Below are 13950 nucleotides of genomic sequence, written 5' to 3'. Positions count from 1 at the left end.
ATTTGAAGAACAGTGCCGGGAAATTACCTTTACGGTGATCCTGGCACTATTTCAAATTGACACTTATGAAACCTTTCCTTTATTTTGTTAAAACTATTACGTTATTGCTTGTCCTGTCGGCACCGACATTTGCCCAGCAAGACAGCGTAAACCACCTGCCAGATTGGGCTTTTGGCGGCTTTAAAAGAACCGCCGGTGTAAATCCCATTATCTCACCAGATTCTACCTCAAGATTTTTCGACCCTATATTGAAAAAAGCCGTTGCCTGGGAATCAAACGATACCTTTAACCCGGCAGCTGCATTATACAAAGGCAAAGTTGTTGTACTGTATCGCTCCGAAGACAAATCGGGCGTTGGGATAGGTTTCCGTACGTCGAGGTTGGGTTACGCATCCAGCAGCGATGGCTACCATTTTAAACGCAGTAAAACCCCGGTATTTTACCCTGCAGATGATACGCAAAAGAAATATGAATGGCCCGGTGGTTGTGAAGACCCGCGCGTTGCCGTTACCCAAAATGGCACTTACGTTGTATTTTACACCCAATGGAACCGCGATAATCCGCGCCTTGGGGTAGCTACTTCAAAAGACCTTAAACATTGGATAAAACACGGACCTATTTTTGAGGATGCGTTCAATGGCAAGTTCCTAAATATCCCACACAAATCAGCCTCGATATTAACCAGGATCAGCAATGGCAAACAGGTGATCACCAAAATAAACGGCAAATACTGGATGTACTGGGGCGAGCAGCATGTATACGCCGCCACATCCGCAAACCTGGTAGACTGGCAGCCGGTTGTAAACAACGACGGTTCGCTTAAAGAGTTGATCTCACCGAGGAAGGGCTATTTTGATAGCAGCCTTACAGAATGCGGTCCCCCGGCACTGCTTACCAAAAAAGGCATTATATTATTTTACAACGGCAAAAACAGCGCAGGCGACGATGCTGACAGTCGTTTCACCAAAAACTCTTACTGTGCAGGTCAGGTTTTGTTTGATAAGAATGATCCTGCTAAACCCATAGCGCGTTTAAACGTACCATTTTTACGTCCTTTAGCGGCCTTTGAAAAAAGCGGGCAGTACGTTAACGGCACTGTATTTATAGAGGGCATGGTATATTTCCATAACAAATGGTTCATGTACTATGGCTGCGCCGATTCTCGCGTTGCAGTGGCGGTATATGATCCGGCAAAACCATCATTGCCAGATCCTATCCGTTAATTTATTTTTTAGTAATGAGCTTATAACCGCCAAATTTAACATACGATTCCTGCGGGCCATACGTGCATTGAAACAAACCTATCTGTAAGGGGATATTTGCCAGATCGGGTCTTGTGGTTGGGCTGCCGGGCATATCTTCCCAGGTTAGGCCATCTTTGCTGCTCCTGATGTAAAACACATCGCCCGATTTTTGGATCTGGAGAAAGCGGTTGTAATTCCAGCCGGTTTGTGTGTTTACCTGCATACGCTGACCGTCTTTAAAATTGGTAAACATGTTACCGCAATTCCAGGCGGGGAAAATACTGCTTTGTAATAGTTGCTCGGCGGTATTCGTATCTGTTGTGTCTTTTTCTTTTCTTATCATCAGCCCAACATCATTATTGCCCTTTACCTTTTTTTCTTTGAGGCCGCTTACGTCGGTTACTTCTACCTGTACCACAAAATCGCCGGTAACGTTTTGATAAAGGAAAGGCCCGTATGGTGCGCCGCCATCCCAATTAGTCCCTTTTGATTGCAGGGTGAGGCTGCTGCTATCAATGAATACTTTGGCTTGCTGCTGGTTGCCTTTTCCAATCAAACCATTCCATACCGTTCCCGCCTGCCCCTGTTGTACAAAGTTCCTGTTTTTCGAAAAGTCATCGCTTATAATGTGGAACAATGTGGTAGCCGTACTCACCTTTAGCTGTGCCGATGATGTACTCACGTTGCCGAAATTATCTTTTATTTTGAAGGAATAACTGTACGTTTTATCGGCCGATAACTGGTATGCAATGTATTGTGGCTCATCTATCCACCCGCTCGATTTGCCTTCTTTTTCTGTAAAGCAATATTGCAGACTTGCTTTTTCGGCACCATCTGTTCCTGCCTCCATATAAACCATGCTGGGTGTAACCGCGTTGGGCTTAACCTTGAATTGAGCCGAAGCTGCTACCGGCGGATGCAGATTTTGAAGCCATGCATCGTTCAATTGTTTAATTTCATCGACCTGTAAACTATGTTTATACAGCGTTACGCCGGCTATTGCACCAATATTATTGCCAAGTGTTATTGTTCCGTCAGTAATTTTAACCGCCTGCTGAATAGGGGGTGAAACAAGCGCACCGTTTACATATTCTTTAACGCCCTGCACATCAAAAACGCTAACAATATATTGCCATTTATTAGTCTTATAAAGGGTGTATGCAATACTGTAATTTACGGTATCGGTTAGTTTTGTATCCAATACCAAAGCATCTTTACCGGAAAAGCTGACTGCCAAACGCCCGGCTACATCTTTTACTACCGGAGTTTTTTCATTTGCTGTTTTAAACAAACCACCGGCATCACCCTCATTTGCCCAATTACCGAGGCTACCGTAGTTTAGTTTAGAAGCATTAAGGTAAACCGCAATATCTGCCTGCTGTGTTTGGCTTGAAATGCGTTGTATGGTTGTATCAGCCAAAGGTCTGTCGTATACTTTTAAGGATGCAATAGCGCCGGTAAAAAAGGCCGACCGGTTTGTTTTTGCCCCAATGATGAATTTATCCGCAGCCCTCAAAAACAGCATTTTATTTTCAATATTGTTCAACACACCATCTACATACAGTTTTTCAAAAATACCGTCGAAAGTGATAATAACGTGATGCCATTTTTTTGGTTCAGGTATTCCTTTGTATTGAAAATCTGAAGCGCCAAAGTGCTGTGCGGCACCAAATACCCGGTTGCTGCCATAACCAAAATTAGCACCCGTATGGTCAGATTCGCCCCTTGTCCAGCTTAAAACCGGGTTTTCATCTTTTGTTTTTGTATTGTATGCCCAAAAATCAACGGTATAGCTATTATTGCCATACAGCGAAGCCGGTACAGTCACGGTTGATTGCAGCGACTGCGCATCGTTAAAAACCAGCGCTTTTTTACCGCCAATGATATCAGTTAATGGTGGCTTACCGCCTGCAATAAATTTACCGCCCAGCAGGCCCTTATTCGTCCATTCGCTAACCACTGTGCCCGGTTGAAACTGGCTTGCATCCAAATCAATTAACAGGCCTTTTTGTTGATACGGCTGGATACTGGCATCAGTTGAAACATTTGCTTTAATTGTGCCCGAAGCAAGTTTTTTATTGTTATAAACTTTCACGTTCCAGATGGCCTTATACAAACCGGGATATTCTGTACCGGTAACGGTGATGCGGATAAACCGGGCCTTTACATCGCCATAATCAACCATGGGTGAACCATGATGCGTATTTGTTGATTGATTAGCGAATGCTTGCCAGTCGGTTCCGTTAACTGATGTTTCAATAGTATACTGATAATACCAGGTTGCGTATTCAAATTGGGTAGCAACGGTATTAAACGGTATAACCCCGCCCAGGTCGATGGTAATTGAGGCGGGTTGCGTGCTGTTATCGGCCGGCTTCCAGAGCGTTCCGTTATTGTCATCTACCGCGAATGAGGGGCGGTAATTTTCGTTGTAATAGGAAGATGCACTCACCTTTTTTTGATAAGCCAGATTTGGCGTTATAATTTCGTTTTTACCCAATAAGCCTACCCCTGTATGCGTGGGCACCATCTTTTCGATGTTGCCATCTTTATCAAACACCAGCTTATCGGCACATACCTGCCGGTGATAGCCCCCTGTTGAATGTGGATTATTGTGCCGGTGATAAACCATATAAAAATCATCGCCCACCTGTACAACCGATTCATGGCCTGGGCCATGAATGGTGCCATCGCTATTAGTACTTAATACAGGATTATTTTTACCAAATTCAAAAGGCCCCATTGCGCCGGTGCGACTTATGGCATATTGTACCCGATAGGTTGAATCTTCGCAAGCACCGGATGAATAGGTTAAATAATAGATGCCCTTACGTTTAAACATAAACGGCGCTTCAAAGAAATCTTTAGCTATGGTATTGGGAATTTTAGCCGTTTTGGCAAATGAGTGCATATCGGCATTCAGTAAACCAACACCGCAGCCATGATCCGGGTAAATGCCCCAGGTTCCCCAAAACATATAGATTTTCCCGTCGTCATCTTTAAAGGTTTGCCCATCAAGCGTAATAACACCAGGGATAAAATAATTGGGGATCATAGCTTTGCCGTCGGGCAATAACGGCGTCCACGGACCAACGGGAGTTGCTGACGAAGCACCATATATTTCTACAGGCTGGCAGTAGTACATGTAATACTTGCCGTCGTTACCGTTAATAACATCAGGCGCCCAGTAATAATTTGTTGTGGGCCAGTTCATGTCCTTCATCGTCCAGTTAACAAAATCTTTGGACGTCCAAACCTGCGACGGGCCATGTCCGCCCCCATTGCCATCTGTTGTGGCGTAAATGTAAAAGGTATCGCCAAACTTTCTGACGGTTGGGTCGGCAAAATAACCTGGGATTAGCGGGTTGCCGTTACCGGGAGTAATAGCAGATTGGGTTTGCGCCAATGCCGCCAAAGCGGTTAAGGATAAGCACACCAAAAAAAAGATTCTTAAAAAAATTTTACGCATGATATTGATTGCCCCGGTAACGCAATTTAATGAACATTACATAAAATTGGCGGGTTAGTATACCTTGGGCATATTCATGACTTGTATGATAATATACCGAGGGTAAAACACAATATTACCGTTATTGAACCCGGTATTTTGACGAAAATTAACATGTTATTGCTATATTTTGTCTTTTATAAATATATTATAAAAACATGGCGTACAGACTTATAACCTGTACGCCATCAATATTTAAGGTAAAATTAAAGTAAATTTATAATCAAACGGTATAATTTAACTTGCAGCCCTGTTAAGGTTTATGAGATTATTATTGTAAGCTTCTACATAACCACGCGGCGAATTGCCGGTTATGAATTTAAATGCCCGGTTAAAGTTGGTAATACTTTTAAACCCGCATTTGTAGGCTATGGTATTTATGCTTTCAAATTTATGGGATATCAGTTTTTTGCAGGCCTCATTAATCCTTATTTCGTTAAGCAGGGAGATAAATGTGTGCCCGGTATGCTTTTTAAAATAACGACAAAACGACTCGGGTGTCATAAAGGCTACCTTGGCGGCATCTTCTAAGGTAATCTGCTCACTAAAGTTTTGCATTATAAAACTATAGATGTTCCCTATCCTGATGCCCTCATTTTCGGTGATACTTGGCAGATTACTGTAAGACGAAAGCGGATCTAACCGGGTTTTAATATTGGTAAGTCCTTTAACAAGGTTAAGAAATTGGATCAATTGATCGAAACCCGAAGCATTTTTTATGCCGATCATCAGCTGCGATACATCATCAGAAATATTGAGCGGTACTTTAAATCCCTGCTGATGCTGCTGCATGAACATTTTGCTTGATCTTAACTCGGGCAGGTCAAACATGGAGGCCAGTGTACCTTCGGGGTTGAAATAAATTGTCAGTGTTTCTACCTGAGTATTGGTATTCTGTACAAAGTATTCGGGGTGACTTTTGAAAACATGAGGAAGATTGGCGCCTAATACAAAGATATCTCCAGACGAATAATCGTGTACGTTATTACCAGCCATTAATGTGCCCTCACCATTCTTTATCCATGTAATCTGAATTTCATTATGCCGGTGCAGGTGCGGATAATGATGCGACTGATAAACTTTTTCTGCAATTACACTCTTATCATGGGTAAGAGGAATAGTAAATTGTAAAACCTTCATCTTTCTGTTTGTTAATCCAGTCTCAATTTACAACTTTTTATTGTTTTGCAACGATAATTTTACAACATTTCAAAAAAATCGCATATTTATTTCTAAATATTATAATATAGAATAGATAAAAACGAAAAATAAGCTCTTTAAAGAACGATAATAGCTTAAAAGCGTATTATTGACATTTATAAACCTTTTTTTCAAGAATAAAGCATATCTAATAGAAGATTTTAGCTTAAGATACAGCAATTCCTGCAAAGTTTGCAATTTTAATTACTTTCTATCAGGAATAAAGCTATTTATATTGATAGATGGAGCAGTTCCTGAAATAATTTCGCTCACTAATGCCCCCGTACCTGCGCCTAAGCTTAAACCCATCATGCCATGCCCTGTAGCAATAGTAAGATTGCTGAATTTTTTACTGCGGCCAATGTAAGGCAAGCCATCTGCAGATGAGGGACGGAAACCAAACCAGATATCTTTTTCGGCAGGTACAGCCGGTTTAAGACCGGGGAAATATTTAGGTACCGACTCCACAATACCTTTTACCCTGTTCATATTAATACGGCTGTTGATCTTATCCAGCTCCATAGTACCGCCATAGCGCAAACCACCATTCATTGGGGTAATAGCTACACGGGCTTCGGCAAGCAGGGCTGGTATGTGCATAGCCGGATGCTCATCAGCAACGTTAAAGGAATAGCCTTTACCCGGCATCAATAATATGTTAATGCCCAACAATTTGCCAATAGCCGGCGACCATGAACCGGTGGCCACAATTACCTCATCTGCCGTAAATGCTTCATCATGGGCTAAAACACGCCCTACTTTACCTGCAGATGTTTCAATTTTGGTAACCTCCTTATTGGTAAGCAGGCTTACGCCCGCACCTTTCAGGTATTTTATAAGGGCCGTCATTAATTTATTTGGCGACAAATGTGCATCGCAGCGGTAATGTACCGCGCCCAGCACATCAAGCTCCAATTCGGGCTGTAGCTTACGGCATTCGTCTGCACTAAGCACTGCCATATCCAGGCCTAACTCCCGGCCTTTTGCGGCCATGAGGGCTTCTTCTTCACCGGCTTTCTCGGTTTTATAAAACATCAGGATGCCTTTTTCTACCAGATCGAAGTTAAAACCTGGCTCTTTGCTCAAATCTTCATAAAGCTTTTTGCTCAACAGCGAAAGTTCGGTTAATGGTGTTGCCGAACGTTCAACATGCCCTGCATTGGCTTTCTGAACAAATTTCAGTCCCCATGAAATCAGTTGCATATTTAGTGAGGGGCGTACATAAAACGGGCTTTTGCTGTTAAACATCCACCGAATACCCTGTGTTAGCATACCCGGCGTAGCCAGCGGAATAAAGTGACTTGGCACTATCATACCGGCATTACCATACGAACAGCTATCGGTAAGATCGCCTTTATCAAGCACTGTTACCTGATGCCCGGCCTTATGTAAGTAATACGCCGAACTTAAACCAACTATTCCACCACCTATTATCAGCACTTTTGACATGTTATTTTGAAGCTTAAAGCCCAAAGCGTAATGCTAAGGGCTTATTTAAAAAATCTTTATTGTATTAAACCACTTGTCATTAGTGAAATCTCCATGCCGATTGTACAGTACATCGCACGTCTAAGATTTCTCACTCGTACCTCGTTTCGAAATGACAAGTTGTAGATCCCAGACTTACGAAGTTTTAAAAACTTCGTAAGTCTTTCGCCTCTTTGTCATCCCTTTGGAGTCCCCGGATTTTAAAACCCGAAATGGCAGGTTTATGCGTATGTTATTTCTATTTCTATATTACCTGGAAGCCGTGTGCGTACGGATCGTCGTCGTCAATTTTAATGGTGTTATAGCCGTAAACCTTGGCCCAGCCTTCAACACTTGGTATAATGGCGTCAAAATCATTCACCTTCACTACTTCCTCTACCTTACCAATAAATTTACTGCCGATGATGCTTTCATGAATAAAAGGCTCGCCTACTTTTAGCTTACCCTTGGCATACCACTGCGCCATACGTGCAGATGTTCCCGTACCACAAGGCGACCTGTCGATAGCCTTATCGCCGTAAAAAACGGCGTTACGGGCGGTGGATGTTTCGTCTAACACGGCACCGGCCCAAAGGATATGCGTACAGGTATTAATGGTAGGGTCCTGCGGATGAACAAACTGGTATTTTTCATTGATGCGTTTGCGTAATACCTGACTCCAGGCAATCAGCTGGCCGGCGGTATAATTTTCAATACCACCAAAATTTGGCTGCGGATCAACAATGGCATAATAGTTACCACCGTATGATACATCGATGGTAAGCATCCCCAGATCGGGGCACTCCACCTGCAAATCGGTTGCTGCAAGATAGGCCGCAACGTTTCTGAGTTTTACGGAAGTAACCTTTTTACCCTCCTGCTTGTACTCAATTAATACCAAACCGGCAGGTGCTTCCATGCGTACTACGCCGGGCACCTGCGGGGTAATTAATCCTTCTTCAATGGCAATGGTTATGGTACCTATAGTACCATGCCCGCACATAGGCAGGCAACCGCTGGTTTCAATAAAAAGTACAGCCACATCATTAGCAGGATCATGGGGCGGAAACAATATACTTCCCGACATCATATCATGCCCGCGTGGTTCAAACATTAAGCCGGTGCGTATCCAGTCGTACTCTTTTAAAAAGTGCTGGCGCTTTTGGCTCATGTTATCGCCCTTTAAAGTGGGGCCGCCGCCGGCAACAACCCTTACCGGGTTACCGCAGGTATGCGCATCTATACAAAAAAAAGTTTTACTGCTCATATATAAGCCTAAAGCTAAAGGCAAAAGGCTAAAAGCCGATTGCCTTTGTTGTTATAAATAAAAGGGGTATTATGCTTCAACTTCGTTTAGCTTTCCCCAGCTGCCAACAGGTAATTCCGGACGGATAGCTATCGCATCATTGATGATCTTTAGTACTTTAACACGTTCTTCGCCAATTAAAGGTAAGCGCGGGGCACGTACATTTTCGGTACCTATACCTGTAGCAACCTCGGCCAATTTAATGTATTGTACCAGTTTTGCATGAATATCTAATTCAAGCACCGGTAAAAACCAGCGGTAAATGGTTAGCGCCTCAGCAATTCTGCCTGCTTTTACCAAACGGTAAATAGCAACGGTTTCTTTAGGGAAGGCATCAACCAAACCGGCAACCCAGCCATCGGCACCCATTACCAAACTTTCCATAGCCAACGGATCAACACCGGTAAATATGGCGTAACGGTTTCCAAAACGGTTAAACATACGCGTTACGTTTGATACATTGCGCGTAGATTCTTTAACAGCCTGGATGTTTTCATACACGGCAAGCTGCTCAAACATATCAAGCGTAACCTCAATTTTATAATCAACCGGGTTATTGTATATCATAATTGGCAGCGGAGTACTTTTAGCAACTGCACCTATATAAGCCAGTGTTTCGCGCTCTTCGCTGTTGTAGCGCATTGGCGGCAACAGCATTAAACCATCGGCACCGTTATCAAGTGCTCTTTGAGCGCAGGCTATAGCGGCTTTGGTAGTTTGCTCGGCTATGTTAAGTATTACGGGTACCTTTCCTTTAACAAAAGCAACGGTATGTTTTAGTAATGAAAACTTTTCATCATCGCTCAACACACTGGCTTCGCCTAATGAGCCACCTAAAATAAAGCCATCGACACCGGCTTCAAGCTGTGCGTTTAAGTTAACATCAAATGCCTCAAAATCAAGTTCGTCATTATCGGTAAATTTTGTTGTTACCGCGGGCATTACACCTTTCCATTCAAAAGTTATCATCGGTTAAATATTTTTTTTCAAAATTAATGTTATGCTTTACCACATTAGTATAACAATTTAGCATACAATAACCGTATTTTACCAAGATGATATTAGCAGGTTATTTAACATTTTGTTGATGCATAATAACAATTTAATCACACGTTAAAATAAACTAAAAACAGCGGAAGGTATTGCAAGACATCAATAATATTACATTATATACCAACAAGTTATGCCGGCGTACAGCGTAATACTAAGCTAAAGCACCAAAAATTTACGGCTGGGTGCCGATTATGAAGTATATTATTTAATAAGTGATATAGCGCTCCTCAAAGTTACCATCGGCGTACAGGTCTATTAATCCGTAGCCCGGCGGGGTTTCTCTCCTGTTACCTTCCCACCAGCCACCGCTTACCGCACCGTTGCAAAGATAGGTAACGTTATTGTAAACCAGTTTTTCACGCAGGTGAATATGCCCGCTCAGGCATAGTTTTACGTTGGGGTATTTGTAAAACAGTTTAATGATCTTAGCATTATCGGTGTGCATATCGCCACCAAGCATTACCCATTTATTAACCGTATCATCATCAATAAGGTTGGTAGCTGTTAAAATAGGTATGTGCGACATAACCAGCACCGGCGTATTGGCCGGAGTTTGCTGTAGTTCGGTTTCCAGCCAGGTTAGCTGTTCGTCGCCCAATTTGCCAATGTACCAGGTATCATCAATATCCAGGTGTACACTATCCAATACTATAAATTTCCAGCCGTTTTTATTAAAACTGTAATAGGGTTTAGCTAATTGCAGCTGATCAAGCGCGTACTTTTTGCCGTACAGTGTTTGACCCTTATCATTCTCGTTCCACCATATATCATGGTTACCAAGGCAATAGTTAACCGGCAAATTACATTCGGCTTTCATGATGCGATGGGTTAGTTTCCATTGCTCCTCAAGCGTACCAAGGTTTTCTTTATTCATATCAAACACCACATCGCCCCCGTTCATAATAAAATCAACTTTGGGTTTTTGGTTTTGAACATGATGAAGGCACCTTGCATACCGGGCCGGTGCATCAAATTTATTTTTTAAATGAACATCAGTAAGGTGGGCTATCCTTAAAACCGGCTTATTGGTGTTTTTACCATTAAGTACAACGGCAGGTGCTATTAATAAACCGCCCAGGTTTTTTATTGCTGATCTTCTTTCCATTTCTTTATTCGTGCGGATTGTTGCCCCGTTACGAACCGCAAAAGTAAAAAGCTATTTTGTGTTTATATGCTCACTATTGTTAATTAAATATTATCACTGATAATTTTCAAGGCTATTCTGTAAAAAATTAATGTTAAAATTTTATTTAAAAAGATACCTAAATACTAATATTTTTAGCATTATATTTGTATTTACATTATGGAAGAGTTTTACATTGATGTGCAATTGAGCCGGGGCATAGCACGGTTACAGGTGGATGAAGTGCCGCCTGAGCAATGGGATATGCCTTTTACACCGCAATTTATTATTGAATTTTATAATGGCAAAAAATTTATAACCCTTACACTGCAATTACTGCATGGTAAATGGTACGACAGAAACACCCTCCTATCTGACGGTGATTGGCACCTGCAATATTTTGAGGCCGACCCAAATCCATGTAATTCCGATTACCAAAGTCCGCTTTACCAGGAGGAGATTGATGAAATAGGCCAGGCCATTTCAAGACATATGATAGTTATGCTGAGCACTTACATGGGCCTGTTTGTACCGGTATTTCCAAAACCCGAGGTAAATTAAAACAGCGCAGACCGTTTTGGCTACAACTTACCACGATGCGGCTAATTCCCGGCTCTTGTTCTTCAGCACCTTTGTTTAATCAACAACAATAAAAAATCAACAACATGAAAACTCAAAACAACGTAAGCGCTCAAAATAGTAAAACAAAACCTGCAGAAATGATATTAAAACAGTGGGAAGGAATAGATGATTAAGAAAACTGCGATCATATGCATTCCCTGCAAACATTTACGCATATACCATGAAAAAGCACAATACTTTCCCCGGCGAGCAACCCGAAATGCCTGCCCAGCCCGCACGCCCGGAGATACAGCAACCATCCGACCCTAAAGAGCCCGAGATACCTTCAAGAGATATTCCCGAAACACCTGAAGAAGTACCGCCAACCCCAAAAGAACCTACTGAGCCACCCGCGAAACAGCAATAAGTCCGCACAAACCTAAACACAATCGTTTGCGGAGTTTAAGCCGGCAAAACAAAAACCGGCATCTATTAAAATACCAAACGGTTTCCTGATGCAAACCATCCTACAGGTGGTTCTCATTGCCGGTAATTACCATTCCCAAAGCCCTATAACTTTACCCTGCGGTGCATAAAACGCCCTAAAAAGTATTTACGCAACTTTTCGCGCAAACGGTTGCGCAGTGGTTTTCGACAACGTTTATAAACCTTTATGCATCTTACATTTCATTGAATATGAGGCGTGATATATTCGCCAGGATCTATCAAACCGGGGTTCTATTTTCTTAATCTTAATTCCTTATTATGTTATCAAAACCTGCCACCTTAAAAGAGATAGCCAGGAAATTAAATATTTCTATTTCAACCGTATCAAGGGCACTGCATGACCATGTGAGCATTGGCCTCACCACCCGACAAAAAGTTAAGCGTGTTGCCGCCGAAATGAATTATGAGCCCAACCAAACAGCCGTGTTTTTTCAGAAAGGCAAAACGTTTACCATAGGCGTGATACTGCCCGAGCTTTCCGAAGCTTTCTTTTCATCGGCAACAAGTGCTATTGAAGAAACCGCCTATCAGAAAAACTACACCGTACTCCTGGCCCAGTCACATGATAACGCACAAAAGGAAATAGAACTGGTAGAAAAAATGAAGAACCATAGGGTTGATGGGCTGCTGGTATCACTGGCAAAAAATACCTGCTCCTTTGAACACTTTGAGCGTTTAAAAAAATACGATATCCCGGTGGTCTTTTTCGATAGGATTCCGCCGTTGCCTAACATTCATTCGGTGGCCTGCAACATGGAAACCGGTACTATAGAGGCGGTTAACTACCTGCTAAAAAAAGGGCACCGCGCCATAGGTATGATCAACGGACCAAAAACACTTTTTGCCAGCGGCGAACGCAAGGAGGGCTATATAAAAGCGATCCAAAAAAACCGTTTAAAGTTTGATGCCTCCCTTATTGTTAACTGCGACCTCACCGAAAAAGATACCGAGCGCTGCCTAACCGAACTATTAGCCAATAAGCGCAAAGTAACCGCTATAGTTACTTTTAACGATTACATTGCGCTATTTGCCATAAAGCAAACCCGGTCGTTACAGTTGCCGGCTAATGAAAACCTGGAATTTGTGAGTTATGCCAACCTGCCGCTCATTAACTATATGGAGCATGTACCGGTAGCATCGGTAGAGCAATTTCCTTATTTACAGGGGCAAAAAGCTACCGATATTTTGCTTGAACTATTGGCAAACAAAGAACGGAACTCGGTTAAACAGGCGGCCTTTTACAATATCACCATTGAATCGCAATTGATTGAGAACAACAAAGAGGATTAAAATTGGTATGAACAGGCTCTATTACAACATTGAAGGGTTTTGAATGTAATAAATGATACTTTTTTAAATACCATATTTGTCTTTCATCCAATCCCTCATGGTTTCATAATCAGTTCCAAATTTTTTCAATTCAGCATCAAGTGATTTAATGGCCTTGTTTACAATAATTTCTCCAAAATCGCTCGATATTTGCGATTTTATATAATGTCCGTCAAGGCCAATTTCATCTAACTTATCTTCTATGTCAAATAACTGATCTTGAATTTCTACTTGCCTGTTACTGTTTCGCAATACATATTCTTGATTAGTTAAATCGAACACTTTTTTATAAAGCTGTCCTATGCTGCCAAACTTTTGGGTAATAGCACTCTTTTGATCATCAGTTAAAGAGTTTAATATTTTTAATCCATCCATATTATTAAGGTTTAGTGCGGTTGTGATTTGAATTTCTTTAGAACCTATATTGATTGTTCCACCAAAAATACGTTGTAATAATTAAATGACACGTTTAAAACACAATACTAATGATTATGATAAAATAATCCGAACTAATTGGTTAGAAAGTTATGAGAACCCATTTGCGTGTACAGGCTATTTTTTGAAAAAAATCCGCTGAAGTAAAAATTGGTGCATCTATACGATGCTATTAAAAAAGGAAAGCGGCATGATTAAAATCATCCCGCTTTCCTTT

Annotated in this window: 11 protein-coding genes; 4 read left to right on the top strand and 7 right to left on the bottom strand. The window is 41.8% G+C overall.

What is annotated here, in order from left to right; genetic code table 11:
• Window positions 1–65 precede the first annotated feature (65 nt).
• Entirely contained in the window at window positions 66–1223 is a 1158-nt protein-coding gene (locus BLS59_RS06045; protein ID WP_091146186.1) for a glycoside hydrolase family 130 protein, read from the top strand.
• Between the two features lies 1 nt (window position 1224).
• Here BLS59_RS06045 and BLS59_RS06040 read toward each other — a convergent pair whose 3' ends face one another.
• The 6 genes from BLS59_RS06040 to BLS59_RS06015 form a co-directional block, all read right to left on the bottom strand.
• On the bottom strand, window positions 1225–4713 hold the full coding sequence (locus BLS59_RS06040; protein ID WP_091146182.1) for a family 43 glycosylhydrolase: 3489 nt from the start codon (window positions 4711–4713) through the stop codon (window positions 1225–1227).
• A 276-nt stretch (window positions 4714–4989) separates the two neighbouring features.
• On the bottom strand, window positions 4990–5892 hold the full coding sequence (locus BLS59_RS06035; RefSeq protein WP_091146180.1) for an AraC family transcriptional regulator: 903 nt from the start codon (window positions 5890–5892) through the stop codon (window positions 4990–4992).
• 264 nt (window positions 5893–6156) lie between these two features.
• Window positions 6157–7401 carry an NAD(P)/FAD-dependent oxidoreductase gene (locus BLS59_RS06030; RefSeq protein ID WP_091146177.1) on the bottom strand — a complete coding sequence of 415 codons (1245 nt, stop codon included), beginning with the start codon at window positions 7399–7401 and terminating at the stop codon, window positions 6157–6159.
• 283 nt (window positions 7402–7684) lie between these two features.
• Window positions 7685–8686, bottom strand: coding sequence for a 4-hydroxyproline epimerase (locus BLS59_RS06025; RefSeq protein ID WP_091146173.1), 1002 nt, complete (start codon window positions 8684–8686; stop codon window positions 7685–7687).
• A 69-nt stretch (window positions 8687–8755) separates the two neighbouring features.
• On the bottom strand, window positions 8756–9694 hold the full coding sequence (locus BLS59_RS06020; protein WP_091146169.1) for a dihydrodipicolinate synthase family protein: 939 nt from the start codon (window positions 9692–9694) through the stop codon (window positions 8756–8758).
• 289 nt (window positions 9695–9983) lie between these two features.
• On the bottom strand, window positions 9984–10883 hold the full coding sequence (locus BLS59_RS06015) for a metallophosphoesterase family protein (protein ID WP_091146165.1): 900 nt from the start codon (window positions 10881–10883) through the stop codon (window positions 9984–9986).
• Window positions 10884–11081: 198 nt separating this feature from the next.
• Here BLS59_RS06015 and BLS59_RS06010 point away from each other — a divergent pair, with 198 nt between their 5' ends.
• The 3 genes from BLS59_RS06010 to BLS59_RS06000 all read left to right on the top strand — a co-directional run bounded on the left by BLS59_RS06010 (window position 11082) and on the right by BLS59_RS06000 (window position 13259).
• Window positions 11082–11462 carry a hypothetical protein gene (locus BLS59_RS06010; RefSeq protein WP_091146161.1) on the top strand — a complete coding sequence of 127 codons (381 nt, stop codon included), beginning with the start codon at window positions 11082–11084 and terminating at the stop codon, window positions 11460–11462.
• 241 nt (window positions 11463–11703) lie between these two features.
• Window positions 11704–11889 (top strand): hypothetical protein, encoded by a 186-nt coding sequence (locus BLS59_RS06005; RefSeq protein ID WP_091146158.1) that lies wholly within the window; start codon window positions 11704–11706, stop codon window positions 11887–11889.
• Window positions 11890–12227: 338 nt separating this feature from the next.
• Window positions 12228–13259 (top strand): LacI family DNA-binding transcriptional regulator, encoded by a 1032-nt coding sequence (locus BLS59_RS06000; protein ID WP_091146156.1) that lies wholly within the window; start codon window positions 12228–12230, stop codon window positions 13257–13259.
• Between the two features lie 63 nt (window positions 13260–13322).
• On the opposite strand, the gene BLS59_RS05995 is transcribed toward BLS59_RS06000, so the two are convergent.
• Window positions 13323–13673 carry a hypothetical protein gene (locus tag BLS59_RS05995; RefSeq protein WP_091146151.1) on the bottom strand — a complete coding sequence of 117 codons (351 nt, stop codon included), beginning with the start codon at window positions 13671–13673 and terminating at the stop codon, window positions 13323–13325.
• Window positions 13674–13950: the final 277 nt, after the last annotated feature.

Source organism: Mucilaginibacter pineti, from assembly GCF_900101875.1.
GTDB lineage: Bacteria > Bacteroidota > Bacteroidia > Sphingobacteriales > Sphingobacteriaceae > Mucilaginibacter > Mucilaginibacter pineti.
This window is presented reverse-complemented; position numbering and strand designations above follow the sequence as displayed.